The organism is Sphingomonas aquatilis, assembly GCF_014196115.1.
GTDB lineage: Bacteria > Pseudomonadota > Alphaproteobacteria > Sphingomonadales > Sphingomonadaceae > Sphingomonas > Sphingomonas aquatilis.
In genome coordinates, this window is the sequence record NZ_JACIDB010000003.1 from 266074 (window position 1) to 291498 (window position 25425).

Genomic DNA, 25425 nt, shown 5'->3' on the forward strand with positions numbered 1-25425 from the left:
ACGTACCGTCCACTTCGTCCACTTCCGCGGTGCATCGGAGCCTCGGGACGTCGAAGCGAGCCCGCGAATCGGTGAGTGGCGGATGCGCGACGCGGCCACAAATCCCCCGTCACCCCGGACTGGTTCCGGGGTCCACCGGGCCGCGAGGGGATGGCCGGAGGCTCGAACCACCCCCCTCGCCGCAGAGTGGTCCCCGGGACCAGTCCGGGGTGACGCTTGGGGGTTGAAAGGCCTGGGACAAGCCACCAGCGGTACAGTAAAGCGCCGCGCATGATCGCCGCTGTGTCCCGCCGTCCCGCGCTAACCGCCCTCCTGCTTGGCGTCGTCGCCGCCACCGGCTTCGCGCCGTTGCAATTTTGGCCGCTGACGCTCCTCGGCCTCGCCGGCCTCGCAGCGCTGGTGCAGGCTGCGCCCACCGGCCGCCGCGCCGCGTGGATCGGCTGGTCGTGGGGCGTCGGACATTTCACGATCAACAACAATTGGTTCCAGCACGCCTTCGACTTCCAGGACAAGATGCCGCCGGTGCTCGGCTATTTCGCGGCGGTCGGGCTCGCGCTGTATCTGGCGGTCTTTCCTATGCTGGCGTCGCTGGTCGGCTGGCGCTTTCGGGGGCGCGGCGGCGTGGATGCGGCCTTCGCCCTGGTCTTCGCCGCGGCGTGGATCGGCAGCGAATATCTGCGCGCCACGCTGTTCACCGGCTACGCCTGGGACCCGATCGGCGTGATCTGGGTGCCCGTCATCGGCATCGCGCGGCTGTCGGCATGGATCGGCACCTATGCGCTGTCCGGCGTGACCGTGCTGTTCGCGGTAGCGCTGCTGATGGCGGTGCGGCGGCACTGGCGGCTGGCGGCGGGCCTCGCAGTGGTGCTGGCCGTCGCGGCGCTATCCGCGCTGTGGACCCATGCGCCTTCCGCAGCGGCGGATGCGCCGATCCTGCGTGTCGTGCAGCCCAATATCGGCAACGACGTGCGCGGCGAGAATGCGGGCGAATATGCGCTGGCGACGTTGCTGCGCGGTACGCGTCATCCCGCCGGTGCGCCCCGGCTGGTGCTGTGGCCCGAAGGGCTGCTGCGCGACCTGCTGGAAAGCGGCTATCCCTATTGGGTCTATGGCGATCGGCCGTCGTCGTGGACGCGCCGCCGGATCGCCGCCGCGCTGCGCCCGGGCGACATCCTGATGACCAGCGCCGACACCTTGTCCTTCGACGCGCGCGGCGAGGTGTCCGGCGCCGCCAATTCCGTGCTCGCGATCGATGCCGTCGGCCGGATCGTCGGCCGCTACGATAAGGCGCACCTCGTCCCCTATGGCGAATATCTGCCGATGCCATGGCTGCTGCGCCCGCTGGGCCTTGCCCGGCTGGTGCCCGGCGACATGGACTTCACGCCCGGTCCCGGCCCGCGGACGCTCAGCCTGCCCGGCTTCGGCGCGATCGGCGTTCAGGTCTGTTACGAAACGATCTTCTCGGGCGAGTTGATCGAGACGGGCAACCGCCCGCGCCTAATCTTCAACCCATCAAACGACGCATGGTTCGGCAGCTGGGGATCGCCGCAGTTCCTGGCGCAGACCCGCATGCGCGCGATCGAGGAGGGGCTGCCGATCGTCCGTGCGACGCCCACGGGGATCAGCGCCGTCATCGCCGCCGACGGGCGTCTCGTTGCGACGATCCCGCATGAGCGGGCAGGGGTATTGGAGGTGCGGATGCCGCCCGCGTTGCCGCCCACTTTGTTCAGCCGGCTGGGCAATTGGGCGGCGCTGATCGTCGCGCTCGCCTTCCTGGTGGCGGCAATTGCCAACCGCCGTTCAGCGCGGTAAGGACGACATATAAAGGTATCTTTATATCGTTATGAGGCAATGATGCGCGGCAATTACATCTTCACGTCGGAATCGGTTTCGGAAGGTCATCCGGACAAGGTCGCGGACCAGATCAGCGACACGATCGTCGATCTGTTCCTGTCGAAGGACCCGGAAGCGCGCATCGCCTGCGAAACGCTGACCACGACCAATCTCGTCGTGCTGGCCGGCGAAATCCGCTGCAAGGGCGTGTATGAGAACAATGCCTGGGCCGATGGCGCGCTCGCCGAGATCGAGGCGGCGGTCCGCGCGACGGTGAAGCGCATCGGCTACGAACAGTCGGGCTTCCACTGGAACGAGTTCACGTTCGAGAACAACCTGCACGGCCAGTCCGCGGAAATCGCGATGGGCGTCGACGAAGGCTCGAACAAGGACGAGGGCGCGGGCGACCAGGGCATCATGTTCGGGTATGCGACCGACGAGACGCCGGGCCTGATGCCGGCGACGCTCTATTACAGCCACAAAATCCTCGAAACGATGGCGGCCGACCGCCATTCGGGCAAGGCGCCGTTCCTGGAGCCGGACGCCAAGAGCCAAGTCACGCTGCAGTATGAAAACGGCGTGCCGGTCCGCGCGACCGCGCTGGTCGTCTCGACGCAGCACAAGGCGGGCTATTGCCTGCAGGGCCAGAACGCCGATCCGGCCAAGTATGAGGAACTGCGCGCCTATGTCACCGGCGTGCTGACCGACGTGCTGCCTGACGGTTTCGTCACTGACGAGACCAAGGTGTACATCAACCCGACCGGCGCATTCGAAATTGGCGGCCCGGACGGCGACGCAGGCCTCACCGGCCGCAAGATCATCGTCGACACCTATGGTGGTGCAGCCCCGCACGGCGGCGGCGCGTTCAGCGGCAAGGATCCCACCAAGGTCGATCGCTCGGCCGCCTATGTCGCGCGCTATCTCGCCAAAAACGTCGTCGCCGCCGGCCTCGCCAAGCGCTGCACGATCCAGCTGTCGTACGCGATCGGCATCGCCGAGCCGCTGTCGGTCTATGTCGACACCCACGGCACCGGCACGGTCGCCGAGGACAAGCTGGAAGCGGTCCTGCCGCAGCTCGTGCGCCTGACCCCCAAGGGCATCCGCCAGCATTTGAAGCTGAACGCGCCGATCTACGTCAAGTCGGCCGCTTATGGTCACTTCGGCCGCGAGCCGGAAGGCGATCTGTTCACCTGGGAAAAGACCGATCTGGTCGACGCGCTGAAGGCCGCCGTCGCCTGACGATCACGCATCCTACGGTTGCATGATAGCGCCCTTCCCCGTCGTATGATGGGGGAGGGCGTTTCGGTTTGGGGTCCGAGACTCCCTGAGCGTCAGCGGTAGGGGTTGTTGAGCTCGGCGATCCAGCCGGCACGGGGCGTGACGCCGACGCCGCGCGGTTTGCGCGCCTCGTCGAGGTCGATCAGCTCGTTGAAGCTCAGTCCGGCGAGCCGGTCGCTGACCCACCGCACCGTGGCGACCAGATCGGGCATCGAACCCATGTGCAGCATGACCGTCGCGCCGGTGGTGAGGTCGTTGTCATGTTCGATACAGGCGCCATGCCGCGACAGATTGCGGACGCGGCGCTCGCGCGATCGACCATCGGCGGTCATCACGATGGCGCGGACGATGACACTGTTGCGCTTTTCGCGCGCGGGTTCGGGTATCGGTTCCATGGCGTGCGCGGATCGATCTGACAGAGATTAGTCACCGGTTTGTAAACGACCCGATGTGGGGTGGTTGCCCCTAAATTGGGGCTATTTCGGCGCTGTTTCGCGGTCGGGGACTAAGTGGTTGAGCGCGCTATCGATCGCGGCTTCCGCCACCCATCCTACCAAGCCCGCCACGATCGCTTCCGACAGCGGCGAGGGCGACCCAGCGGTGTGCTCCGCATGTTTCGCGGCATGCGTTCGCTGCCGAATCGCCGTACGGACTGCGCTGGCGACGACATGCACGGCGAGCATCCGCGCCCCGCCACGCATCAGGTCGGGCCGGCGGGTGACCAGCCCGGCGGCGATCGTGCCGACCGATGCCGCGACCAACTGGGGCTGCTGCGCGACCTCGCCCAGAAATGCCGGCAGACGTCGCGTGGTGTCGTTTGCCGGTACGATAGCTTGGCTCACCGATTGTCTCCCTGCGGCATTTCGCCGCGAACCTGTGCGTGGGCAAGCAGTGCGAAGATGCCGGCGCCGCCGAACAGATTGCCAAGCACGGCCGGCGCGATCAATCCACCCAGCGTCTGCCACGCCCCGGTCTGACCGGCGAACCATAATAGAAATGCCTCCGCTGACCCGACGATCGAATGGCTGAAGCTGCCGATCGCCAGAACATAGGTGAAGATGCCGATGACCGTCACGCTCTGTTCCCGCGCATTGGGCAGCGCCCAGGCGAGGACGGCGATCAGGAAGCCGGCCGGCACCGCATTGACGAAGGTGCGCCCCGGCGACAGCTCGGTAATCCCCTGTGAGATGGTCAGTGCCGCATCGTGAATCGCCGCATTGCCCATGGCACCGCTGGCGATTGCGAAGGCTGCGATGGCGGTGCCGCACAAGTTGGCGGCGAGTACGATGCCCCACAGGCGCAACGTTCGTGCCAGCGCCCACCGCGACGGCCGCGTGACGAGCGGCAGCATCGCGGTGATCGTGCTTTCGGTGAACAGTTGCATCCGGCCGAGGATGACGACGATGAACCCGACCGGATAGCCGAGCCCCACGACCAATTCACGCCAGGGCATGGCGGGCAAGACCGCATGTAACGCGGCCTCGGCCAGCAGCGATACCGTGATCGCAATGCCCGCCGCCAGCCCGGAAAAGAACAGCGATCGGATCGGGCGGCGCAGTTCCTCCTCACCCTCTTCGCGGACAGTGCGGTGCAGATCCTTGGCGTCCGCCGCCTTCAGATCGTCATCGTCGGAGGTGTCTGAAGGGGCGTCCATCGTGACGTGCAACGGTCGGTGGCGGCGCTTGGCTCCCGCGTGCCCGGGCGATTGGGGCGTTTCCCTCTTCCCCCATCTGTTCTAGGGCGCGGCGCCATGAACGATCCCGCCACCATCCGCCGCCTGTACGGCCGCCGTCAGGGCCATAAATTGCGCGTCGGTCAGGCCGCGCTGGTCGAGGAGACGCTCGACGCGCTCAGCGTTCCCGAGACGGGACCGATCGAAGGCAAGGCGCTGTTCGGCGACGACCGGCCGCTGGAGTTGGAGATCGGTTTCGGCGCGGGCGAGCATCTGGCGGGGCAGGCGACGGTGCGGCCGGAAACGGGCTTCATCGGCTGCGAACCGTTCCTGAACGGCGTGGTCGGCGCACTGGGTCATATCCGCGATGGCGGCCTCACCAACGTGCGGCTGCACATGGGGGATGCCCTCGACGTGGTGGAGCGGCTGCCCGATGCCAGCCTGTCGCGCGTCTATCTGCTCCACCCCGATCCATGGCGTAAGGCGCGCCATGCCAAGCGCCGCATGGTCAACCATGGCCCGCTTGACGCCATCGCTGCCAAGCTGAAGCCGGGCGCCGAATTCCGGCTGGGCACCGACGATCCCACCTATTGCCGCTGGGCGATGATGGTGATGGACCAGCGCCGCGACTTCGAATGGCAGGCGCGCGAGCCGGCCGACTTCCTGGTCCGCCCCAACGACTGGCCCGAAACCCGCTACGAGCGCAAGGCGCGCAGGCAGGGCCACGAGGTGTGGTACTTCCGCTACGTCCGACGGTAGGCGTCAGCGGCGGCGCTTCGTCTTTCCCTTTTGGGGTGGGGCGACCCAGGTCGGCACTGCGACGTAGACCACCGGCGTCACGCGGCCGATCGTCCTGACCGGGTCGACCGCGGGGTCGGCGGGGAACTGGCCGCGCGCGCGGGCGAAGAGAAAGCGGGCGCGGGCGGCGCCCGGCGCGGTCGCGCTGGTGCCGACCCAACGCCAATGCCACGGCTCCCACTTCACATTCTGGCGATTGCCCCCCGGGAAGGACAGCTCGAATCCGAAGCGCGGCGCATTGGCGAGCAGCCAGCGCGCGGCCGGGGTCGCTGCCATACATGCTTCGGCATCGGGACAGCCGTTCGCGGGGGGACCGCGAAATCGAGCGCATAGCCCGTCGCGTGTTCGCTATGCCCGGGGGGCGCCACTGAAATCGCACGCGTGGCATCGGCGTTGACGGCGCTGTCGGGATGTTCGCGGCAGAAGACCGACGCCTGGCGCAGGATCGAACGATGGCAGGACAGGCCACGTAGCGTGCCCATCACCGCGGGATCGCCCTTTGCCGCGGCGAGCAGGCGTTCGAGATCGGGGATGACGTCGCGCCGCAACAGGCAGCCGTGCAGCCCGAAGCCGCGCGGCGCCTCGACCAGATCGTCCGGCGGCGCGTCGCCATAGGCCAGGTGACCATAGACGCGACCGTCGTTCGCCATCGCCGCTGCGGCACCGGCTCAGACCTGCGCACCGGCGGGCGAGGCCAGGGACAGCAAAGCGAGAAGGGCGGGGAGGCGCATCGCGGCTGCCTCTGGCGCGAAGACCGATGGAGTGGCAAGGCGTTTCGCATGCATGGCGACCGCGTATTGTTCATCGACGGCGAGGCCCTGGTCATCGACAAGCCCGCCGGGCTGCCGGTGGACAAGCCCCGTGACGGCTCCCTCAGTCTCGAGAACCATCTCGATTCGTTGAAGTTCGGCTTCCAGCGCTGGCCGCAGGCGGTGCATCGGCTGGACCGTGACACCAGCGGCTGTCTGCTGCTGTCACGCAATCCGAAAGCGCATGCGCGTTTGCAGCAGGCGTTCGAGCGCGGCGAGGTCGAGAAGCGCTATCTCGCCATTCTGGCGGGTGTGCCGGGCGAATCGGCGGGCGAGATCGATCTGGCGCTCGCGAAGGTCAGCACGCGTGAGACGGGCTGGCGCATGGTCGCCGATCCGGCCGGCAAGGCCGCGCATACCGCATGGCGGACGCTCGCGGTGCGGGACGGGCGCGCCTTGGTCGAATTCCGGCCGACGACGGGGCGCACGCACCAGATCCGCGTTCACGCGGCAAGCGGTCTGAGTCTGCCGGTGGTCGGCGACCCGGTCTATGGCGGGGGCGAGACGGGCGGCATGATGCTGCACGCCGCCGCCCTGACCGTGCCGCGCGCCAACAAAGAGCCGGTGCGCGCCGAGGCGCCGCTGCCCGAGCGGTTCGGCGCCTGGCCGGATCTCGCCGAGGTCTGACGGTGCCCCCGTGCCGCTGATCCACGTTACCCGCGCCATCGCGATCGACGAGCGCGAGGTGGAGGAGAGCTTCACCCGCGCGTCGGGTCCCGGCGGCCAGCACGTCAACACCACTGACAGCGCGGTGCTGCTGCGCTTCGACGTGTGGGGATCGCCCAATCTGCCCGATCTGGTGAAGCAGCGGCTGACCGTGCTCGCCGGATCGCGGCTGAGCAAGGATGGCGTGCTGACATTGCGCGGCGACGGATCGCGGTCGCAGGAACTGAATCGGCGCGAGGTGCGCGAACGGCTCGTCGCGCTGATCCAGGAGGCGACGATCGTCCCCAAGAAGCGCCGTCCAACCAAGCCGAGCCGATCGGCCAAGGCGAAGCGCGTCGACGAGAAAAAGGGCCGCAGCACGGTGAAGGCAAACCGCGGTCGCGTGCGGCTGGATTGATGCGCGGCGCTTGCCTACATCGCGGGCCATGTACCAGTTCGATATCACCGCCGGCTCGAAGGCCGATCTGTACCGCGACCTGTTGGGGGCGCTCGACGCGCTGACCGCCGACGAACCCGACGCCATCGCCAACATGGCCAATGCCGCCGCGCTGGTGTGGCAGTATCTGCCGGACCTTAACTGGGCAGGCTTCTATCGCATGGTCGGGGGCGAGCTGGTGCTGGGGCCGTTCCAAGGCAAGGCGGCGTGCATCCGGATCCCGTTGGGCAAGGGCGTGTGCGGCACCGCTGCGGCGACGCGCGAGACGCAGCTGGTCGAGGACGTTCATGCCTTTCCCGGCCATATCGCCTGCGACGCGGCAAGCCGGTCCGAACTGGTCGTGCCGATCGTCCATGACGGGCGACTGATCGGCGTACTCGACCTCGACAGCCCCGAGCCCGCCCGCTTCGATGCGGAGGACGCGGCAGGGTGCGAGGCGCTGTGCGCGCGGCTGGCCGCGCGGATCGCCTGAACCGAATCGGGACAGGCCACCCCACAGCGCAGGGAACCCGCGCTCTGGCGACTCCGTTTGGCGCGTGATACGCCGCAAGGTGAATAACGTGTTAATATCCGGGGCGAAGGCATGCGCCTCGGCAACAGGGAGACGACGATGCGCAGCGTGCTGATCGCGACCGCAACTCTGGCGCTGACCGCTACCGGTGCGGGCGCGCAGGAGCGCGTGGTGATGCAGGGACCGGGGGCGAACTTCCCGGCACCGCGCGCCGGCATGGCACCGGCTCCGGCGATCCAGGGGCGCGGCGCGTGGCAGCCGGCGCCGTGGCAGCGCGGCGGCTACCCGGGGCAGCCCGGACCGGCGCCCGTCGTGCGCCCCGTCCCGCCGCAGCCACAGCCGCAGTGGAACGGCCCGGCGGGGCAACCGCCGCGGGTGCAACTTGGCCGGTCGCGCTGGGGCAGCAAGGTGGATGGCCGCTGGTGGGGCGGGGCGAACGCGCCCGGCGGCTGGCGGGCTTACCGCCGGCCGTATCGGGGCTATGCGCTGCCCAGCTATTGGGTGTCGCCGCGCTTCTACATCACCGACTGGCAGACCTATGGTCTGACGCAGCCGACGGCGGGCTATAATTGGGTCCGCTATTATGACGATGCAGTGCTCGTCGACGGGCGCGGCGCGGTCTACGACACGCGGCCCGGCATCAATTGGGATGCCTATGACAGCGATTATTACGCCAGCGACGACCGTGTCTATGCGGATAGCGGCTACGATCCCCGTGGCTATGGGCACCGCGACAATGGCGTCGGTGGCGCCGTGGCGGGCGCGGTTGTCGGTGGTGTCGCAGGCAACCTGATCGCCGGGCGCGGCAATCGGCTGGGGGGCACGCTGATCGGCGTGGGCGTTGGGGCCGCAGCGGGCTATGCGATCGACAAGGCGGAGGACCGTGGCCGCCGCCATCGCCGCGACGATCCGGGCTATGCGATCCCGGTCGCGCCGGATTATCCGCCGCCCCCACCGCCGCAGGCCTATGCGCCGCCGCCACCTCCGCCGCCCGCTTATGCCCCGCCCCCGCCCCCGCCGGTCGGTTATGTCGACAACGGTCGCGCATGGCGCTCGGCCGACGGGGTCACCACGGTGACGACCAGCGCGGGTGGCTCGGGCTATTACCAGGGCGGCTATTATTACCCCGGCGCGACGACCACGACGGTCGTGGTGCAGACCGCGCCCGTGGTCACCACGACCACGACGACGGAGACCTATGAGGACGCGGTGACCTATACCCGCCGCGCCAAGGCCGTGCGGCGTCCGATCGCGGCGCATACGAAGACCAAGCGCGTCTGGCGCCCGGCGCCGACCTGCGCCTGCCAATAAGCGAAGCACGGCGCGATGCGGCGATCCGCGTCGCGCCGGCTTTCTCCTGAGGCGTTATCCGATCCCCAAATCCGCCGGTCCGAATGCGGCGGGCAGCAGTTCCGACAAACGGTAGGTCGCGATCGCGTCACCCTCGGCAGCGCCGCAGTGAACCAGCAGGTCGCGACCGCCCAATTGTGCTGCTTCGTTGAGGACCTGGCGGCAGCGGCCGCACGGGCTGACGGGGGCGGTGCCCGTCGCGCGGCCCTCGGCGTCCATCGCGCCGCCGATCACGCCCACCGCGACGACCTCGCGCAGCCGCCCGGCCGCGCTGGCCGTGGCGATCGCTACCGTCTCCGCGCAGAGCGACAGGCCGTAGCTCGCATTTTCGACATTTGCGCCGGTGACGAGGCTGCCGTCGGTCATCAGCAGCGCCGCGCCCACCGCAAAGCGCGAATAGGGTGCATGGGCGCGTGTCGCCGCTTCGCGTGCAGCGGCGATCAGATCGGCGGGGGTGGTTTCGGTCATGGCGCGACTACGTCCCAATTCACGGGGCCTTCGATGCCGTCGATGCGACGCACATCGCTTGCCCGCCACATCTGCCACGGGCGGGCCGGATAGGTGGGGGCGAAGAAGGTGCGCATCGCCCAGATGGGGCGCTCGATCGCGGCGGCGAGTTGGTAGGTCGATTCGACGGGTTTGCTGACCCGCAGCATTACCGGCTTGGCGGTATGCGTCTCGACCATATGAATGAACGTCTTCAGGTCGGCGATCAACGCGTCGCGATCCGGCCGGGCGGTGCAATCGCCGCGGAAGCTGACGTCGACGGCCATCGGCAACGCGTCGGCGGTGCGGGGCACGAAGGCGTTGACCGCGTTCGCCTGATCCTTCGCTGGCTGGCAGAGCGAATACAGATGGATCGCGCCACGGCGCAGCCCGGCATCGGGCAGCGCCGCCCAATTCCCCTCGAACCCCGGATCGCGGCGATCGGCGCCGGAGGTGGCGACCAGATAGGCGAAGTCGGCGCCGCGCGCACGCACCGTGCCCCATTCGATCGGTCCGGGGCGCTCGTCCAGATCGATGCCCTGCAACGGATATTGGCTCACCTTGGGATGCCAGGCCGTCGCATAGCTCCACCCACCGATACCGATCGCACCGGCAACGACCATCGCGCCCACCGCTTTCAACATGCCGTACGCCATCAGCCGCGCAGGTGCAGGACGGAGATCAATGTGAACAGGCGGCGTGCGGTATCGAAATCGACGTCGATCTTTCCCTCCAGCCGTTCGCGCAGCAACGTGGCGGCATCGTTGTGGATGGCGCGGCGGGCCATGTCGACCGTCTCGATCTGCTGCGGTGTCGATGCACGGATCGCTTGGTAATAGCTGTCGCAGATCGCGAAATAGTCCTTGATCGCGCGCCGGAATCGCCCGAGCGCCAGCACCAGCGTCTCCAGATGGGTATCGTCGGCGCGATGGATGTGGATGCCGAGGCGCCCCTCCGCCGATTCGATTTTGATTTTGTAGGGGCCGGCATAGCCGTCCGCGTGCTGGCGCTGGGGGGCGAAATGATTGCCCTCCAACAGGTCGAAGATCGCGATCCGCCGCTCCTGCTCGACATCGGCCGAGCGCCAGCCGATGCTGTGCTCGTCCAGGGTGATGTCGATGATCCGCGGGTCGGCCATACGGTCCGATAGTCGGGTTGAGGCGATCCGACAAATCGTGTCGTCGCGCGAAATTTCGGGTAAGAGCGTCTCCCATGGCGACTCTAGCATTTCCCACCCCGGCGGCCCCCGCCGAACCCCTGCAGCTGCCCCGCAACGTCGAAGCCGAAGCCGCGATGCTGGGCGCGATGATGATCGACAACCGGCTTGCCGACGACCTGATCGACCGGCTGGAACCCGCGCATTTCTACGAACCCGTCCACGGCCGCATCTTCGCCGCGATCAAGACCTTGCGCGTCAACGACATGCTGGCGACCCCCGTCACGCTCAGACCCATGTTCGAAGCCGACGAGGGGATGAAGGAGCTGGGCGGCCCGTCCTATCTCGCCAGCCTGACCGGATCGGGCGCCGGCCTGATCGGCGCGCGCCAGTTCGCGACGCAGATCTACGACCTCGCGATGCTGCGTGCGCTGGTGCAGGTTGGCCGGACGCTGGTCGAACGTGCGATGGATACGTCCGAGGAGGTCAATCCGCGCGCGCAGATCGAGCTGGCCGAGGAGGAATTGTACAAGGTCGCGGGCGATGGCGGCGCGGAGAATGCCACCAAGACTTTCGCGCAGGCGACGACGATGGCGGTCAAGATGGCCGAGCGTGCGCTGAACAGCGGCGGCAACCTGTCGGGCGTCACCACGGGCCTCGATTCGGTCAACGCCAAGATCGGCGGCATGCACCATTCCGACCTTATGATCCTCGCCGGCCGTCCGGGCATGGGCAAGACCTCGCTCGCCACAAACATCGCCTTCAACGCGGCGCGGCGCTGGATGCGCGACATGGAGGATGGCATCCCGCCGAGCGAATCGGTCGGCGCGAAGGTCGTGTTCTTCAGCCTGGAAATGAGCGCCGACCAGCTGGCGACGCGTATCCTGGCCGAACAGTCGCAGATCAGTTCCGAATCGCTTCGCATGGGCAAGATCAGCAAGGCCGAGTTCGGCCAGCTCGCCGCCGCCGCGGCCGAGCTCGAAAAGCTGCCGCTGTTCATCGACGATACCGGCGGCCTGTCGATCAGTGCGCTGCACACGCGCGTGCGCCGCCTGCAACGCCGCCACAACAACCAGATCGGCCTGGTCGTGGTCGACTACCTCCAGCTGCTGACCAGCGGCGGCAAGGGCGGCAAGGAAAACCGCGTGCAGGAAATCTCCGAAATTTCGCGTGGGCTCAAGACGCTAGCCAAGGACATGAACGTGCCGGTGCTGGCACTGTCGCAGCTGAGCCGCGCGGTCGAAAGCCGCGAGGACAAGCGGCCGATGCTGTCCGATCTTCGCGAATCGGGGTCGATCGAGCAGGACGCCGACATGGTGTGGTTCGTGTTTCGCGAGGATTATTACACCGCGCAGCGCGAACCTAAGCGCCCGATGGAGGGTGACGAGGCCAAGGTGTTCGAAGATCATGCGAAATGGGCGAGCGACATGGAGCGCGTCTATGGCCTGGCCGAGATGATCGTCGCCAAGCAGCGTCACGGTGCGACCGGCAAGGTGGTGCTGAAGTTCGATCCGACGATCACGAAGTTCAGCGATTACGCGGGGTATTGAGGCAAGCTCCCCATTCCTCCGTCACCCCGGACTTGGTCCGGGGTCCACTCTGCGGCGAGGGGGGCGGCCGGAACCTCCTGCCATTCCCTTGCGGCCCGGTGGACCCCGGACCAAGTCCGGGGTGACGGGAGGGGTGGGGCGGGCGGTTCGCCGCCCCCGTCGGCAAAATAAACCATGCCCAAGCCATGGCCACGCGCATCGCGTTCAGCCTAGAGCGAGGTAGCCGGTGCGACAGCGCCGGTGACGCATACCCCGTAGGGACACGACATGAGACGAACGATCGCGGCGGCTGCCATGGCGGCCACCATCCTGTCTGCACTGCCCGCGACGGCGCAGGTGGCGCCCCCGACCGTACAGCCCACGATCCAGCAGGTGCCGGTGCCCGCCAGTGCCGCGGCGCCGGTGGTGCTGCCGCAGATCAGCGAAGCGCAGGCGACGCAGCTGGCGGCGTTGCTACCCGCCGACACGATCGCGCAGGGGCTGAGCCTGAACCCGCGTCCCGAGGACCCGGCGGCGCGCGAGCAGCTGGTACGCGACGCGCTAGACCATGCGCGCGCAGTGCATTCGGGGCGGCTCGCCGAAGAGGATTTCCAGCGCGACTGGGGCCTGCGGCCGCCGGCTTATGACCCGCTGCCGGGCTTCGCCGAAGCCGTGCGGACCGACCGGATCGCGGCGTGGATCGCCTCGCTGCCACCACCGTATGCCGGCTATGACGGGCTGAAGGCGGGCCTGGTCCGCTATCGCGCCATCGCCGCGGCGGGCGGCTGGCCGACGCTGGCGGCGGGTCCGGACCTGACTCTGGGATCGAGCGGTGCGCGCGTGATTGCGCTGCGCCAGCGCCTGGCGGTCGAGGACAAGGACGTCGCGACCAGCGGCACCACCTTCGACGCTGCGTTGCTGGAGGCGGTGCGCCGGGCGCAGCGCCGCTATGGCCTCAATCCCACCGGCACCGTCGCCGGGCAGACGCTGGCGGCGCTCAACGTGCCGGCGATCGCGCGCGTACGCCAGATCATGGCGAATATGGAACGCTGGCGCTGGTTGCCGCAGGAGCTGCCCAAGGATCGCGTGCAGGTGAATATCGCCGCCGCGGTGATGACTGTGTTTGACGGCGATGCACCCGTGCTGTCGATGCGCGCGGTGACGGGGCGGCCGGGCGACGAGACGCCGATGCTGTCGTCGATGATCCACAGCGTGGTTATCAATCCGCCGTGGAATGTGCCGACGTCGATCGCGACCAAGGAGCTGTGGCCGAAGGAAAAGAAGAGCCCCGGCTATCTGAAGCGCAACGGCTTCAAGGTGATCGACGGCACCAGGCTGCAACAGCAGGCGGGCGACCAGAGCGCGCTCGGCCGCTTCAAGTTCGACTTCGACAACAATTTCTCGGTCTATCTGCACGACACGCCGTCGCGGGCGAAGTTCGCGAGCTTCAGCCGGCTCGCGAGCCATGGCTGCGTGCGGCTGGAAAAGCCGGAGCAGCTCGCCGACCTGTTGCTGAAGGGCGATCCGACCTGGACGCCCGAGGCGATCGCCGCGCAGGTGCAGAAGGGCGAGACGGTCCGCGCGCGGCTGCCCAAGCCGGTAGCCGTGTACCTGCTCTATTGGACTGCCTTTGCCAGCGGTAACGGGCAGATGAACTTCCGGGACGATCCCTATGGTTGGGACGCGGCACTCGCCGCGAAGATCGAGGCGCGCTCCGCGCGCGCCGTTCTGGCCAGCCGCTGACGAGGAAGGACGCAGATGACACGACGTACGATTCGGATGACGACGCTGTTGGCGGCGGCGGGGCTGCTGGCGCTGGCCGCCTGCTCGCGCCCCGAGCCGGAACAGCCGGCTGGCGAAGACAATGTGGTCGAGACCATGCCGACCGCGGATGCGACGCCCGAGGCGCTGCCCTCCGCCGAGCCGGTGGCCACGCCGACGCCGATCGCCAATGTCGCGGACGTGCCGCCCGAAAAGCCGGTCGCGCCCGATGCGCAGATGATCGAGGATGCCGACGCGACGGGCATGACCGCGCGCGTCTCGCGCGATGATGCGCCGGCCGCCGCGGGCAACGACGCGGCGCCGCAATAAGCGACGGTCGCGCCATGACGCGGATGCCGAACCGGCGCGCGCTTCATCGCTGGGGCGTGGCGCTGGCCCTGACGGGACTCGTCGGCGGGAGCGTGCCGGCGCTGGCGGCGCCGCGTCCGGTGTCCGAGATCGTGATGGACGCGCGCGACGGTAGCATCCTGTATGCGGAAAATGCCGGCATCGTCCGGCGGCCGGCATCGCTGACCAAGATGATGACGCTATTGCTGACGTTCGATGCGATCGACGACGGCAAGCTCGATCCCAGCGGGTCGATCCGCATCTCGCGCTATGCCGCGAGCCAGCGACCCTCGCGCGTCGGGTTCAAGCCGGGCGCGCGCATCGGGGTGGAGGACGCGATTCGCGCGGTCGCGGTGCTCTCCGCCAACGATGTCGCGGTAGCGCTGGCAGAGGCGGTGGGCGGCACTGAGGATCGGTTCGCCCGGATGATGACCGAACGCGCCCGGGCGCTGGGCATGACGGACACGTCCTTCACCAACGCGACCGGCCTGCCCGGCGCGAACCTCAGCACGGCCGAGGATATGGCGAAACTGTCGCTGGCGCTGCTGCGCGAACATCCCAAACGCTATGCGGTGTTTTCGACGCGCTCGTTCAGTTGGGCCGGGCGGCGCGTGCAGAATCACAACCATCTGCTCGGCGCGTTCGAAGGCGCGGACGGGATCAAGACGGGCTATACCGCCGAGGCCGGATTTGCGCTGGCCGCATCGGCGAAGCGCGCCGGCCGTCGACTGATTGCGGTGGTGATCGGCGAACGATCGATCCAGGCGCGCGACCGGCGGGTCGAAAGGCTGCTCGACCAGGGGTTTGCGGAGCTCGCCGACGCGCGCAAGGGCGGCGCGAAGGGCTGATCGCCGGCCGCCCGGTCAGCGCCGGACGGCACGCCCCCCGAAGGTCGGCACGCTCTCGCTGCCGTCCGCCGCCAGCGCGGAGACGGCGAAGAAGGTGTCGTCGACCGGCACCTGCGCGATCGTCGTCTGATCCCCCTGCACGTCGCGCGCGGTGCTCCAATCCTGCGTGTCGTTCGCGCGCCAGCGGACACGATAGCCCGCGGCGCCCGGCACCGGCGTCCAGCTGACCTTCGTGTCGCGCGACAGGTCGCCCGACAGCGTCACGGCGGCCGGCGCAGCGGGAGCGGCGGCGAGGCGGGCGATCGTCGCGGCGTTGATCGCGGTCACCTTGGCCAGATAGGCGAAGTCCATGCGGTCGATCGTATCGCCATAGGTCACGCCCGCTTCGGTGCGCAGGTCCTGATGCTGCGCGTCCCAATTCTCCGCGCTGACCGAGAAGCGGACCGCGGGATAGCCGCGCTTCAGGAACGGTTCGTGGTCGCCACCGCGGCCGAAGCGATCGGGACGGCGGTCGATCACCACGTCGAGGCCGCCGGGGATGCGGCGGGCGATGCCGTCGATCACCTTGGCAAGCGCGCGGCTGGGGCCGTCATCCTCGCCGCCATCGCCGCGGCGGCGCATCTGGCCGGGCAGGTCCTCGGCGGCGCGAATGCCTTCGGAAAAGACGCGGACGCGGCCGGCGTCCTTCACGCCGCCCTGGCCGATCGAATTGCCGACGATATCGTTGTTGAGCATCGCGCTGACCTGCCACCCGCGCTGCTGCGCGGTATCGGCGAGCAGTTCGGCGCCCCACAGCCCCTGTTCCTCGGCCGAGAAGGCGACGTAGATGATCGTCGCGTCGAACTGCCGCTTCGACAGCAGGCGCGCGGTCTCCAGCACCAGCGCCACGCCCGAGGCATCGTCATTGGCGCCGGGGGCGTCGTGCGTCGCGTCCATCACGTCGGTGACGCGGCTGTCGATATGGCCGCCGACGATGATGACGCGATTGGGATCGCGGCCGGGCTGGATGCCCAGCACATCCTCGACCACGACGCCATTGGGTGCGCGCGGACCGGTGAAGCGGCGGCTGATCCGTTCGACCCGGATGCAGCCGCCGCACGTCTTGCCGATCGCGGTGAGCTGCGCCGCCATCCAGTTGCGCGCGGCGCCGATGCCGCGCTTGGGGTCGGTGGTGGATGACAGCGTGTGGCGTGTGCCGAAGCCGACCAGCGCGGTCACGTCGCCGCGCAGGCGGGTGGCGCTGGGCATCGGCGGTGCGGGGGGCGGTGCGGGGGGCGTGGCGGCCGCAGCGGCGGCGGCGAGAAGCGGCGCGAGGATCATGTCCGATGGTGTGGACCGCCGCGCGGGTCGGCTCAAGAGGGAAGGCGCGGATTTATCCGGCACACCAGCGGCTTGGCCGGTGCGCCGTCCGAGTCGTCAGTGGTGCAGGTGCGAGGGGACGTCGCCGCGCTGGCTGATCATGTCGATCACGCCGCTGAGGTGCGCGGCGGCGATGCCTTCGCCCAGTTCGTCGAGCGTCTGCAGCGCCTGGGTCAAGAGCGCCAGCGTGTCGATGTATCGCGCCACAGGTATCATGCTGGTCTCCAAGATGTCCTATTTTATGCTATTCAAAAGCAAATTTCCATTGTTTTTTCATTGGGTTCAGCTGAGGCGATCGATGGCCTCACGGGTCAGCGAGCCGGGGATGATCATGACCGGGACGGGCAGGGCGCCCGCGTCGGTCCCGGTGAAATGCGCGACGAGCTTGCCCGGTGCGCCGCCGGCCGCCGCGCCCAGCACCAGCGCGGCGATATCGGGATTGGCGGCGATGATCTCGCGGATGATCCGGGGGCCGTCGCCCTGGCGGACGGTGATCGCCGGCTTCAGGCCGGATTCGGCGACCAGCGTGCCCGCGGCCGCGGCGACCAGTCCCTCCGCATGTTGCAACGCCTCTTCCTCGATCGTCGCCTGCACGCCGCCGAAGGCAATGAACTCCTGCGGCGGGATCAGTGTCAGAATTTCGACGCCGCCGCCCGTCTTCACCGCGCGGCGCGCGGCAAAGCGCAGCGCGATCTCCGCCTCCGGGCTATCGTCGATCACGACCAGGTAGATCCGCATGGCTGCTCCCCTTTTCCGTTACGTGCCGCGTGGATGAAGCGCGTGCAAGGGTTGACCCCCCGGCTTTGCGGCGCGAAGGAGCAATCCGCTCCCCAGGCAAGAGGACCTGCATGTCGATCGAGATCAAGATGCCCGCGCTGTCGCCGACGATGGAGGAGGGTACGCTGGCCAAATGGCTCGTCAAGGAAGGCGACACCGTCAAGAGCGGTGACATCATGGCCGAGATCGAGACCGACAAGGCGACGATGGAGTTCGAGGCGGTCGACGAAGGCACGATCGCCAAAATCCTGATCGCCGAAGGCACCGACGGCGTGAAGGTCGGCGCGGTGATCGCGATCCTGGCCGAAGAAGGCGAGGACGCCGCCTCCGTATCCGCCCCGACGAAGAGCGAGACGCCGCAGCCCGCCGCGAAGGAATCGGAGGCCAAGCCCAACCCCGCCGATCCCAACAAGACCGGCAGCGAGGCGAAGCCCGTCGAACGCACCGTCACGCAGGCCGAGGATCATGGCCGTCCTGCCGATGCCGGCGCATCCGATAAGGGTGGCCGCGTCAAGGCGAGCCCGCTCGCGCGCCGTATCGCCGCGGACAAGGGCATTGACCTGTCCGGCCTGAGCGGTTCCGGGCCGAACGGCCGCATCGTCAAGGCGGACGTCGAGGGCGCCAAGCCCGGCGCCGCGCCGGCCGCCGCAAAGGCCGACGCCGCCCCCACCGCCGCTGCTCCGGCGTCGGCCGCCGCGCCCAAGCCCGCCACCGTGCCGGATATCCCGCACGAGGCGACCAAGCTCAGCAACATGCGCAAGACGATCGCGCGCCGCCTGACCGAATCGAAGCAGACGGTGCCGCACATCTACCTGACGGTGGATATTCAGCTCGATGCGCTGCTGAAGCTGCGCGGCGAGCTGAACGCCAGCCTCGAAAGCCGCGGCGTCAAGCTGTCGGTCAACGACATGCTGGTGAAGGCGCTGGCCCAGGCGCTGATCGCGGTGCCCAAGTGCAACGTCATGTTCACGCCCGACCAGCTGATCAGCTTCAAGCGCGCCGACATCTCGGTCGCGGTGTCGACCCCGTCGGGCCTGATCACGCCGATCGTCGTCGGCGCGGACACCAAGAGCCTGTCGGCGATCTCCACGGAAGTGAAGGACCTCGCCGCGCGCGCCAAGGACAACAAGCTGAAGCCCGAGGAATTCCAGGGCGGCACCGCGTCGATCAGCAACATGGGCATGTTCGGCATCAAGCAGTTCGAAGCGGTCATCAACCCGCCGCAGGGCATGATCATGGCGATCGGCGCGGGCGAGAAGCGTCCGTATATCGTCAACGGCGAACTGGCGGTCGCGACCGTCATGTCGGCGACCGGCAGCTTCGATCACCGTGCGATCGACGGGGCCGATGGCGCCGAGCTGATGAAGGTGTTCAAGGAACTGGTCGAGCGTCCGCTCGGCATGCTCGCCTGACCGGGAAACGCCTGCGATGACGCGTCTGGTTTTCCTGTCCCGCCTGCCGATCTCGCGCGCGGCGATGGAGGTGATCTCCATCGCAGCGGGCCTGATCGCGGCCGTGGCGATGACCTGGGCCGCCGCCTGGTCCTATCCGCTGGGCCGTGATGTGATCTGGTGGTGCGGCGCCGCCGCGATGGTGGCGACGGTGCTGATGGGCATCGGCCCGCTGCGCCGTGCCCGCGCTGCCGATCGGGTAAGCGCATGAACGGCCTGCCGGACGGATCGCCGACGATCCGCGTCACCGCCATGCCTGCCGACGCCAATCCCTATGGCGACATCTTCGGTGGCTGGCTGATGGGACAGATGGACTTGGCCGCCGGCTCGGTCGCCTCGCGCCATGCCGGCGGCCGGGCGGTGACGATTGCCTGCGACGCGATGAAGTTTCACGCGCCGGTGCTCGTCGGCGATGAGGTGTCGGTCTATGCCCGCCTCGTCGCGGTCGGCAACACGTCGATGACGATCGAGGTCGAAGCCTGGCGCCGCGCCCGCCACGCCAACGACGCGTGCAAGGTGACGCAAGCCCGCTTCGTCTTCGTCGCTACGGACACCAACCGCCAGCCCCGGCGCGTCGCGCCGTTGCCGGCGTGATATTCTGATCTCTTCTCTCCCCAAACTCCTTTCCCCAGGGAACGACCATGGCTGACACCTACGATCTCATCGTCCTCGGCTCCGGCCCCGGCGGCTATGTCTCGGCGATCCGCGCGAGCCAGCTGGGCATGAAGGTCGCGATCGTCGAGCGTGAACGCCTCGGCGGCATCTGCCTCAACTGGGGCTGCATCCCGACCAAGGCGCTGCTGCGCACGTCGGAGGTCTATCATTATATGACCCATGCCGACGCCTATGGGCTGAAGGCGGACAATGTCGGTTTCGACCTCGCAAAGATCGTCGATCGCAGCCGCAAGGTGGCGGGGCAGCTCAATGCCGGCGTCAAAGGCCTGATGAAGAAGAACAAGGTCACGGTGGTCGAGGGCTTCGGCACGCTGACCGGCAAGGGCAAGCTGAGCGTCAAACAGGGCGACAAGACCGTCGAGCTGGAAGCCAAGCACATCATGGTCGCCACCGGCGCCCGTGCGCGCGACCTGCCGTTCGCCAAGGCCGACGGCAAGCGCATCTGGACCTATCGCCACGCGATGGTGCCCGAAGTGATGCCGACCAAGCTGCTGGTCATCGGATCGGGCGCGATCGGCGTCGAGTTCGCCAGCTTCTACAACGACATGGGCGCCGACGTGACGATCGTCGAGATGCTCGACCGTATCCTGCCGGTCGAGGATGCCGAAGTCAGCGAATTCATGACCAAGGCGCTGACCAAGCAGGGGATCAAGATCCTCACCAAGTCGGGCCTCGAAAAGCTGGAGCCGGGCGCCAACGGCGTCACCGCCGCGATCAAGGACGCGGACGGCAAGGTCACCAGCACGGAATTCAGCCATGCGATCGTCGCGATCGGCATCGTGCCGAACACCGAGAATATCGGGCTGGAGGCGCTGGGCGTCGAGACGGAGCGCGGTCACATCAAGGTCGACGGTTACGGCCGCACCAACGTCGAGGGCATCTACGCGATCGGCGACGTCACCGGTGCGCCCTGGCTGGCACACAAGGCGAGCCACGAAGGCATCGTCTGCGTCGAGAAGATCGCCGGCGGCTCGCCGCATCCGTTCGAGACGTGGAACATCCCGGGCTGCACCTACAGCCGCCCGCAGGTCGCCAGCGTCGGTCTGACCGAGGCGAAGGCCAAGGATGCGGGCCATGACGTGAAGGTCGGCAAGTTCCCCTTCATCGGCAACGGCAAGGCGATCGCGCTGGGCGAGGCGGAAGGCTTCATCAAGACGGTGTTCGACGCCAAGACCGGCGAGCTGCTGGGTGCGCACATGGTGGGCGCGGAAGTGACCGAGCTGATCCAGGGCTATGTCATCGCGCGCCAGCTGGAAACGACCGAGCACGAGCTGATGGAAACGGTGTTCGCGCACCCGACGCTGAGCGAAATGATGCACGAAAGCACGCTCAGCGCCTACGGCCGCGCGCTGCACTTCTAGGGCGGTAAGACCCCGAGATTTCCCGTCATTGCGAGCGCAGGCGAAGCAGTCCGGAGCCGTACCACGACGCCCTGGATTGCTTCGCGTGCGCTCGCAATGACGACGTCCGTCGATTAATCGCGCTCTGATGGACACGAGGCAATGATCAGGGCGTCCAACGCGCATACCGACCGCGTCACCGCCGCGCGCGTCGCGCTTGCGGTCGCGATCCTGTTCGGCGGCAGCCTCGCGTTGTTCTGGCCGGGCTACGTCTCGTACGACAGCCTCGCCCAATATCGGCAGGCGCTCAGCGGCCGGTATGACGACTGGCACCCGCCGGCGATGGCGCATCTATGGGCACTGTTCGGCGCCCATGGCCCCGCACCAATGCTGGTGCTTCAGATGCTGTGCTATTGGGGTGGCTTCGGCGCACTGGCGGTGACGCTGACCGCGCAGGGGCGGCGGCTGGCGGCGCTCGCGATCCTGGGGTTGGCGTGCTGGCCGGCGCTGCTCGGCTGGCAGGCGGTGGTGCTGAAGGATCTGCAGATGCTCGCGGCGCTGCTGGCGGCGACCGGGCTGGTCGCGACGTGGCGGCTGCGCGGGGTGCGCGTGCCCGCGGCGGCATGGGCGGCGGCGGGGTGTCTGGCGGGCTATGCGATGCTGGTCCGCGCCAATGCGGTATTCGCCGTCGTGCCGCTGGCGGCGATGGTGGCGATCCCGCCGCGCAGGACGGTCTGGCGGCTGGCGGCGATCGCGGTGGCCGTGCCGCTGGTGCTGGCGGCGGCGGGGCCGATCAATCATCGGTTGCTCGACGCGGGCGCGAGCGGGGTGGAGCGGACGCAGGCGATGTACGACCTGTCCGGGATTGCGGTCGCGACCGACGACACGGACACCGGTCTGACGCGGCCCGAGATCGCGACGCTGCGGGCCAGGGCCTGCGTGCGCCCGTTCTTCTGGGACCCGCTGGGCGACGGCGGGCGGTGCGGGGCGGAGACGGCCAAGCTGCGCGCAAAGTCGGTCGGGGCGCTTTACGGCACGCTGGCGCGGGTCGTGCTGCATCATCCGCTCGCCTATGCCGCGCATCGGCTGGCCCATCTGAATGCGACCGATCGCTGGCTGGTGCCGCTGCATTGGTATGGCGCGGCACCGCCCGTGGCGAACGAGCCCAACCCCTATGATTTCCGCGCGCCGGGCAAGGCGGCGGGGCGGTGGCAGCAGTTGGCCGGCGTGCTCGTCGAAGCGCCATTCGGCTGGCCGGTGCTCTGGGCGGTGCTCGCCGTCATCGGGCTGGCCGCGACATGGCGGGCGGAGGAGGCGGCGGGCGGCCTCGCGGCGGCCCTGTTCGCCTCGGCGGTCGGGCAGGAGGCGAGCTTTGCCGTGATCAGCATCGCATCGGACCTGCGCTATCATCTATGGGCGATGACCGCGACGGCGATCGGCTGGGTGGTGCTGGGCCGCATGCCACGGGGCCGCTGGGCATGGGGCGCGGTGATCGTCGTGCTCGTCGGCGGGATCGCGGCGCGCCTCTGGCTGCCGCAGGCGGCGCAGACCTATAGCGGGATGCTCGGCTGACCGCGTGCAACTGGGGCAGCGGGCGATCGTTGGCGGCGCGCAAGGAGAACGATGCGATGGCCGAGGATCACGAACAGATTTACAAGGATTTCAAGGACGTGGTGAACATGGCGCCGGCCGAACTCGAACACTTCCTCGACACCGACGAGAGTAAGCGCGTCGGCTGGAAGGGCGAGGACGGCGAGGGGTCGGGCGAGAGCGTTGGCCACAAATCGGGCAAGCGGATCGTGGCGATCAAGCGCAAGGCCAAGGCGGACCTGACCGACGACGATTATGCCCATATGAAGAAGGTGGTCGCCTATGTCCGCCGCCATCTGGCGCAGGGCGGACCCGACAAGGACAAGGCGCACAGCGACTGGCGCTATTCGCTGATGAACTGGGGGCACGACCCCGAGAAATAGGGTCAGGCGGCGGCCGAGGCGTTCCAGCTGCGCGCGACGAGTGCGCGGGCGTCTTCGACGCTGAGCGGCCGGCTGAAGAAGAAGCCCTGCACCTTGGTGCAGCCCAGCTCTTGGACGAGACGGTGCTCCTCTTCGGTCTCGACGCCTTCCGCCGTGGTCGCCATGCCCAGGCTCTGGGCGAGGGCGACGACGGCGCGGATGATCGCCACCGCTTCCTTCACGCCACTCGACGCGCCCTGCACGAAGCTGCGGTCGATCTTGATCGACGAGAAGCGCGTGCGCGACAGATAGCCGAGGCTCGAATAGCCGGTGCCGAAATCGTCCAGGCTCAGGCGGATACCTAGCGACAGCAGCTGTTCCAGAACCTTCGTCGTGCCGAGCCCTTCGTGCAGGAACACGCTTTCGGTGACCTCCAGCTCCAGCCGTTCGGGGGGCAGGCGCGAATTGGCGAGCGCGGACGCGACGACCGAGACGAACTGCGGGTTCTGCAGCTGGTCCGGCGACACGTTGACCGCGATGCGGACGGTGGATGGCCATTGCGCGGCTTCGGCGCAGGCGGTCCGCACGACCCATTCGCCGATCGGCCCGATCAGGCGCGATTCCTCGGCCAGGGGCACGAATTTCTCGGGCGAGATCAGCCCCAGCTCGGGGTGGCGCCAGCGCAGCAGCGCCTCGAAGCCGGTCAGTCGCCCGTTCCCGGCATCGACCACGGGCTGGTATTGCAGGTGTAGCTCGTTGCGCTCCACCGCCTGGCGCAGCGCCATTTCGAGCACGCGGCGCTCCTCCGCCTGGACGTGCAGTTCGGGTTCGTAGGCGTGGTAGACGCCGCGGCCCGCGTCCTTGGCGCGATAGAGGGCAAGGTCGGCAGAGCGGATCAGCATCTCCGCCGTCCGCCCGTCGCGCGGACCGATCGCCAGGCCTACCGACGCGCCGATATAGAGCGTGTGCGCGTCGATCTCATAGGGCTGCGACAGCGTGTCGATGATGCGGCGGGCGAGCGCCTCGACCGCGTCGATCCGCGTGGCGTCGCGCACCACGACGGCGAATTCGTCACCGCCCAGCCGCCCGCAGACGGTCGAGGCGTCCATCAATTGCGCGAGCCGTGCCGACACGCGGGCGAGCAGCCGGTCACCGATCGGATGGCCGAGCGTATCGTTGACCGCCTTGAACCGGTCGAGATCAATCATCATGAAGCTGCAGCGTTGACCGTTGCGCTCCGCCTCCGCCATCGCCTGGGCCAGCGTTTCGTTGATCATCAGGCGGTTGGGCAGGCCGGTGAGTGTGTCGAAGCGCGCCATTCGGGCGATGCGATCGGCGCTCATACATTGTTCGGTGACGTCGGACCCGACGCCGCGGAAACCGCAGAAGCTGCCCTTTTCGTCGAATCGCGGGCTGGCCGAGACCTGCCACCATCGCTGCTCGCCATTCACCTCGACCGGGATACGCAGGTCGCGGAAGCTCTCGCGCGCCTTCATCTTGGCGGCCAACTCGCGCAGGGCGTCGGAAAAGTGGCCCGTGTCCCATGCCGGCCCGGCGAGGACGCGCAGGAAGGACTGGCCGTTGATCGCGATCGGATCGAGGCCGCAGGCATAAGCGAAGCGTGGCGAGGCCTTGACGATCTGTTTGCCCGCGTCGGTTTCCCACAGCCAGTCGGCGGCGGTCTCTTCGAATTCGCGCAGCAGCAGGCTGACGGTGTCGTTCCGTTCGGCGAGCGCGATCTGGACCGCGCGGATCACCACCAGCGCGCGCGCGCGATGGAGGCAGATGACGATCAGCATGACGGTGAACAGCGCCGTCGCCGCGGCGCCGGTTGGGCTGCCGTCCAACGCGGTACGCAGCGACACCGCGGCGCCCAATCCGCCCAGGAAGGCGATCGTCGCCAGCGCCAGTGGTGCCATCGCCATCGCGCCCGCGGTCATCAGCAGCGCGAGGATCATCCAGAGCGCGTAGGTGCCGTGCGAGCCGGGATCGACGCGAAAGGCGAAGACGGGAACCGCCCAGACGACGGCAAGCGCCACGCCTTCCCACAGCGTGGTGCGGACGTCGCGGGCGCTGGCATAGCCGCCGTCGCGGTGATGCGTGCTCAGGCGGCGGATCGCCACGGCGACCGCCACGATGCCAACCAGCGCGGCCCAGCCGATCAGATACGTCAGGGGCTCGTTACCCGCGAACAGGGGAACGACCAAGGCCGCGCCGATCAGATTCGCGGCGAGCAGGAACAGCGCCAGATGGCGCCCCGCATCGAGCTGTTTGGATCGGATCCGCGCCCATTGCGCGGCATCGGCGCCGTCGGTCAGGCCCAGCAATTGGGCGAATCCGATCGTTTCGGAATCGAGGGTTTGGAGCGGCGCGACTGTCACGCCTGATAC

29 protein-coding genes are annotated in these 25425 nt (G+C 68.2%); 17 read left to right on the top strand and 12 right to left on the bottom strand.

All coding sequences use genetic code 11. The features are described from left to right. Window positions 1–270 precede the first annotated feature (270 nt). Together lnt and metK are read left to right on the top strand one after the other, a co-directional pair. Complete coding sequence (lnt, locus tag GGR47_RS09810; RefSeq protein WP_147035560.1) at window positions 271–1812, top strand: apolipoprotein N-acyltransferase; 1542 nt, start codon at window positions 271–273, stop codon at window positions 1810–1812. Window positions 1813–1854: 42 nt separating this feature from the next. After that, window positions 1855–3072 carry a methionine adenosyltransferase gene (gene metK / locus GGR47_RS09815; protein ID WP_024310397.1) on the top strand — a complete coding sequence of 406 codons (1218 nt, stop codon included), beginning with the start codon at window positions 1855–1857 and terminating at the stop codon, window positions 3070–3072. 92 nt (window positions 3073–3164) lie between these two features. Here the strand turns inward: metK and GGR47_RS09820 are convergent, their stop codons facing one another. The 3 genes from GGR47_RS09820 to GGR47_RS09830 form a co-directional block, all read right to left on the bottom strand. Continuing rightward, complete coding sequence (locus GGR47_RS09820; RefSeq protein ID WP_063685880.1) at window positions 3165–3506, bottom strand: PilZ domain-containing protein; 342 nt, start codon at window positions 3504–3506, stop codon at window positions 3165–3167. Window positions 3507–3587: 81 nt separating this feature from the next. Then, the gene (locus GGR47_RS09825) at window positions 3588–3953 is read right to left on the bottom strand and encodes a hypothetical protein (RefSeq protein WP_244304985.1); all 366 of its coding nucleotides are present in this window, start codon (window positions 3951–3953) and stop codon (window positions 3588–3590) included. After that, complete coding sequence (locus GGR47_RS09830; protein WP_183949529.1) at window positions 3950–4765, bottom strand: formate/nitrite transporter family protein; 816 nt, start codon at window positions 4763–4765, stop codon at window positions 3950–3952. Before GGR47_RS09830 ends, GGR47_RS09825 begins: the two co-directional genes overlap by 4 nt. A 96-nt stretch (window positions 4766–4861) precedes the next feature. Between GGR47_RS09830 and trmB the strand changes: the two genes are divergently transcribed. Then, window positions 4862–5542, top strand: a complete 681-nt coding sequence (gene trmB, locus GGR47_RS09835; RefSeq protein ID WP_147035562.1) for a tRNA (guanine(46)-N(7))-methyltransferase TrmB — start codon at window positions 4862–4864, stop codon at window positions 5540–5542. A gap of 3 nt (window positions 5543–5545) precedes the next feature. Here trmB and GGR47_RS19285 read toward each other — a convergent pair whose 3' ends face one another. After that, window positions 5546–5857 (bottom strand): D-alanyl-D-alanine carboxypeptidase family protein, encoded by a 312-nt coding sequence (locus tag GGR47_RS19285; RefSeq protein ID WP_276509304.1) that lies wholly within the window; start codon window positions 5855–5857, stop codon window positions 5546–5548. Next, window positions 5764–6231 carry a D-alanyl-D-alanine carboxypeptidase family protein gene (locus GGR47_RS09840; RefSeq protein WP_276509305.1) on the bottom strand — a complete coding sequence of 156 codons (468 nt, stop codon included), beginning with the start codon at window positions 6229–6231 and terminating at the stop codon, window positions 5764–5766. The genes GGR47_RS19285 and GGR47_RS09840 overlap by 94 nt, the downstream gene beginning before the upstream one ends. A 129-nt stretch (window positions 6232–6360) precedes the next feature. Here GGR47_RS09840 and GGR47_RS09845 point away from each other — a divergent pair, with 129 nt between their 5' ends. From GGR47_RS09845 to GGR47_RS09860, 4 genes are all read left to right on the top strand, one after another. Further along, entirely contained in the window at window positions 6361–7017 is a 657-nt protein-coding gene (locus tag GGR47_RS09845; protein WP_147035563.1) for an RluA family pseudouridine synthase, read from the top strand. A 10-nt stretch (window positions 7018–7027) separates the two neighbouring features. Continuing rightward, a complete protein-coding gene (gene arfB, locus GGR47_RS09850) occupies window positions 7028–7453 on the top strand; it encodes an alternative ribosome rescue aminoacyl-tRNA hydrolase ArfB (RefSeq protein ID WP_017979625.1) in 426 nt (141 codons plus the stop codon). A 28-nt stretch (window positions 7454–7481) separates the two neighbouring features. After that, window positions 7482–7964, top strand: coding sequence for a GAF domain-containing protein (locus tag GGR47_RS09855; RefSeq protein ID WP_147035564.1), 483 nt, complete (start codon window positions 7482–7484; stop codon window positions 7962–7964). Between the two features lie 111 nt (window positions 7965–8075). Next, window positions 8076–9314, top strand: coding sequence for an RcnB family protein (locus tag GGR47_RS09860; protein ID WP_183949530.1), 1239 nt, complete (start codon window positions 8076–8078; stop codon window positions 9312–9314). Between the two features lie 54 nt (window positions 9315–9368). Here GGR47_RS09860 and GGR47_RS09865 read toward each other — a convergent pair whose 3' ends face one another. From GGR47_RS09865 to GGR47_RS09875, 3 genes are read right to left on the bottom strand one after another with little or no spacing between them, the layout of a single operon-like run. Then, a complete protein-coding gene (locus GGR47_RS09865) occupies window positions 9369–9821 on the bottom strand; it encodes a cytidine deaminase (RefSeq protein WP_043060336.1) in 453 nt (150 codons plus the stop codon). Next, on the bottom strand, window positions 9818–10483 hold the full coding sequence (locus GGR47_RS09870) for a GH25 family lysozyme (protein WP_244305309.1): 666 nt from the start codon (window positions 10481–10483) through the stop codon (window positions 9818–9820). The genes GGR47_RS09865 and GGR47_RS09870 overlap by 4 nt, the downstream gene beginning before the upstream one ends. A gap of 11 nt (window positions 10484–10494) precedes the next feature. Continuing rightward, a complete protein-coding gene (locus tag GGR47_RS09875; RefSeq protein WP_017979620.1) occupies window positions 10495–10977 on the bottom strand; it encodes a UPF0262 family protein in 483 nt (160 codons plus the stop codon). Window positions 10978–11051: 74 nt separating this feature from the next. On the opposite strand from GGR47_RS09875, the gene GGR47_RS09880 reads away from it, so the two are divergent. From GGR47_RS09880 to GGR47_RS09895, 4 genes are all read left to right on the top strand, one after another. Next, window positions 11052–12545 (top strand): replicative DNA helicase, encoded by a 1494-nt coding sequence (locus GGR47_RS09880; protein ID WP_017979619.1) that lies wholly within the window; start codon window positions 11052–11054, stop codon window positions 12543–12545. A 267-nt stretch (window positions 12546–12812) separates the two neighbouring features. Then, window positions 12813–14267 (top strand): L,D-transpeptidase family protein, encoded by a 1455-nt coding sequence (locus tag GGR47_RS09885; protein ID WP_371859761.1) that lies wholly within the window; start codon window positions 12813–12815, stop codon window positions 14265–14267. A 15-nt stretch (window positions 14268–14282) separates the two neighbouring features. Beyond that, window positions 14283–14615, top strand: a complete 333-nt coding sequence (locus tag GGR47_RS09890; protein ID WP_241769188.1) for a hypothetical protein — start codon at window positions 14283–14285, stop codon at window positions 14613–14615. Window positions 14616–14629: 14 nt separating this feature from the next. Beyond that, on the top strand, window positions 14630–15481 hold the full coding sequence (locus GGR47_RS09895) for a D-alanyl-D-alanine carboxypeptidase family protein (protein ID WP_147037325.1): 852 nt from the start codon (window positions 14630–14632) through the stop codon (window positions 15479–15481). Window positions 15482–15496: 15 nt separating this feature from the next. Here the strand turns inward: GGR47_RS09895 and GGR47_RS09900 are convergent, their stop codons facing one another. From GGR47_RS09900 to GGR47_RS09910, 3 genes are all read right to left on the bottom strand, one after another. Continuing rightward, the gene (locus GGR47_RS09900; protein ID WP_147037326.1) at window positions 15497–16801 is read right to left on the bottom strand and encodes a M20/M25/M40 family metallo-hydrolase; all 1305 of its coding nucleotides are present in this window, start codon (window positions 16799–16801) and stop codon (window positions 15497–15499) included. Window positions 16802–16897: 96 nt separating this feature from the next. After that, window positions 16898–17047 (bottom strand): hypothetical protein, encoded by a 150-nt coding sequence (locus GGR47_RS09905; RefSeq protein WP_183949531.1) that lies wholly within the window; start codon window positions 17045–17047, stop codon window positions 16898–16900. 75 nt (window positions 17048–17122) lie between these two features. Continuing rightward, window positions 17123–17578 carry a universal stress protein gene (locus tag GGR47_RS09910; protein ID WP_017979613.1) on the bottom strand — a complete coding sequence of 152 codons (456 nt, stop codon included), beginning with the start codon at window positions 17576–17578 and terminating at the stop codon, window positions 17123–17125. A gap of 110 nt (window positions 17579–17688) precedes the next feature. Here GGR47_RS09910 and GGR47_RS09915 point away from each other — a divergent pair, with 110 nt between their 5' ends. The 6 genes from GGR47_RS09915 to GGR47_RS09940 all read left to right on the top strand — a co-directional run bounded on the left by GGR47_RS09915 (window position 17689) and on the right by GGR47_RS09940 (window position 23056). Further along, the gene (locus tag GGR47_RS09915; RefSeq protein WP_183949532.1) at window positions 17689–19029 is read left to right on the top strand and encodes a pyruvate dehydrogenase complex dihydrolipoamide acetyltransferase; all 1341 of its coding nucleotides are present in this window, start codon (window positions 17689–17691) and stop codon (window positions 19027–19029) included. A gap of 16 nt (window positions 19030–19045) precedes the next feature. Next, the gene (locus tag GGR47_RS09920; protein WP_147036154.1) at window positions 19046–19279 is read left to right on the top strand and encodes a hypothetical protein; all 234 of its coding nucleotides are present in this window, start codon (window positions 19046–19048) and stop codon (window positions 19277–19279) included. Beyond that, a complete protein-coding gene (locus GGR47_RS09925; protein WP_147036153.1) occupies window positions 19276–19662 on the top strand; it encodes an acyl-CoA thioesterase in 387 nt (128 codons plus the stop codon). The genes GGR47_RS09920 and GGR47_RS09925 overlap by 4 nt, the downstream gene beginning before the upstream one ends. A 47-nt stretch (window positions 19663–19709) precedes the next feature. Next, complete coding sequence (gene lpdA, locus GGR47_RS09930) at window positions 19710–21104, top strand: dihydrolipoyl dehydrogenase (protein WP_147036152.1); 1395 nt, start codon at window positions 19710–19712, stop codon at window positions 21102–21104. Between the two features lie 141 nt (window positions 21105–21245). Continuing rightward, window positions 21246–22655: a hypothetical protein gene (locus tag GGR47_RS09935; protein ID WP_147036151.1), complete on the top strand. Its 1410-nt coding sequence runs from the start codon at window positions 21246–21248 to the stop codon at window positions 22653–22655. Window positions 22656–22711: 56 nt separating this feature from the next. Further along, window positions 22712–23056 (top strand): DUF3140 domain-containing protein, encoded by a 345-nt coding sequence (locus GGR47_RS09940; protein ID WP_167509739.1) that lies wholly within the window; start codon window positions 22712–22714, stop codon window positions 23054–23056. A 2-nt stretch (window positions 23057–23058) separates the two neighbouring features. Here GGR47_RS09940 and GGR47_RS09945 read toward each other — a convergent pair whose 3' ends face one another. After that, window positions 23059–25416: a putative bifunctional diguanylate cyclase/phosphodiesterase gene (locus GGR47_RS09945; RefSeq protein ID WP_147036149.1), complete on the bottom strand. Its 2358-nt coding sequence runs from the start codon at window positions 25414–25416 to the stop codon at window positions 23059–23061. Window positions 25417–25425 lie beyond the last annotated feature (9 nt).

Coding starts and splice junctions, on each gene's coding strand:
- lnt (WP_147035560.1), top strand. CDS start 271: ATGATCGCCGCTGTGTCCCGCCGTCCCGCGCTAACCGCCCTCCTGCTT.
- metK (WP_024310397.1), top strand. CDS start 1,855: ATGCGCGGCAATTACATCTTCACGTCGGAATCGGTTTCGGAAGGTCAT.
- GGR47_RS09820 (WP_063685880.1), bottom strand. CDS start 3,506: ATGGAACCGATACCCGAACCCGCGCGCGAAAAGCGCAACAGTGTCATC.
- GGR47_RS09830 (WP_183949529.1), bottom strand. CDS start 4,765: ATGGACGCCCCTTCAGACACCTCCGACGATGACGATCTGAAGGCGGCG.
- trmB (WP_147035562.1), top strand. CDS start 4,862: ATGAACGATCCCGCCACCATCCGCCGCCTGTACGGCCGCCGTCAGGGC.
- GGR47_RS19285 (WP_276509304.1), bottom strand. CDS start 5,857: ATGGCAGCGACCCCGGCCGCGCGCTGGCTGCTCGCCAATGCGCCGCGC.
- GGR47_RS09840 (WP_276509305.1), bottom strand. CDS start 6,231: ATGGCGAACGACGGTCGCGTCTATGGTCACCTGGCCTATGGCGACGCG.
- GGR47_RS09845 (WP_147035563.1), top strand. CDS start 6,361: ATGCATGGCGACCGCGTATTGTTCATCGACGGCGAGGCCCTGGTCATC.
- GGR47_RS09855 (WP_147035564.1), top strand. CDS start 7,482: ATGTACCAGTTCGATATCACCGCCGGCTCGAAGGCCGATCTGTACCGC.
- GGR47_RS09860 (WP_183949530.1), top strand. CDS start 8,076: ATGCGCCTCGGCAACAGGGAGACGACGATGCGCAGCGTGCTGATCGCG.
- GGR47_RS09865 (WP_043060336.1), bottom strand. CDS start 9,821: ATGACCGAAACCACCCCCGCCGATCTGATCGCCGCTGCACGCGAAGCG.
- GGR47_RS09870 (WP_244305309.1), bottom strand. CDS start 10,483: ATGTTGAAAGCGGTGGGCGCGATGGTCGTTGCCGGTGCGATCGGTATC.
- GGR47_RS09875 (WP_017979620.1), bottom strand. CDS start 10,977: ATGGCCGACCCGCGGATCATCGACATCACCCTGGACGAGCACAGCATC.
- GGR47_RS09880 (WP_017979619.1), top strand. CDS start 11,052: ATGGCGACTCTAGCATTTCCCACCCCGGCGGCCCCCGCCGAACCCCTG.
- GGR47_RS09885 (WP_371859761.1), top strand. CDS start 12,813: ATGAGACGAACGATCGCGGCGGCTGCCATGGCGGCCACCATCCTGTCT.
- GGR47_RS09890 (WP_241769188.1), top strand. CDS start 14,283: ATGACACGACGTACGATTCGGATGACGACGCTGTTGGCGGCGGCGGGG.
- GGR47_RS09895 (WP_147037325.1), top strand. CDS start 14,630: ATGACGCGGATGCCGAACCGGCGCGCGCTTCATCGCTGGGGCGTGGCG.
- GGR47_RS09900 (WP_147037326.1), bottom strand. CDS start 16,801: ATGATCCTCGCGCCGCTTCTCGCCGCCGCCGCTGCGGCCGCCACGCCC.
- GGR47_RS09910 (WP_017979613.1), bottom strand. CDS start 17,578: ATGCGGATCTACCTGGTCGTGATCGACGATAGCCCGGAGGCGGAGATC.
- GGR47_RS09915 (WP_183949532.1), top strand. CDS start 17,689: ATGTCGATCGAGATCAAGATGCCCGCGCTGTCGCCGACGATGGAGGAG.
- GGR47_RS09920 (WP_147036154.1), top strand. CDS start 19,046: ATGACGCGTCTGGTTTTCCTGTCCCGCCTGCCGATCTCGCGCGCGGCG.
- GGR47_RS09925 (WP_147036153.1), top strand. CDS start 19,276: ATGAACGGCCTGCCGGACGGATCGCCGACGATCCGCGTCACCGCCATG.
- lpdA (WP_147036152.1), top strand. CDS start 19,710: ATGGCTGACACCTACGATCTCATCGTCCTCGGCTCCGGCCCCGGCGGC.
- GGR47_RS09935 (WP_147036151.1), top strand. CDS start 21,246: ATGATCAGGGCGTCCAACGCGCATACCGACCGCGTCACCGCCGCGCGC.
- GGR47_RS09940 (WP_167509739.1), top strand. CDS start 22,712: ATGGCCGAGGATCACGAACAGATTTACAAGGATTTCAAGGACGTGGTG.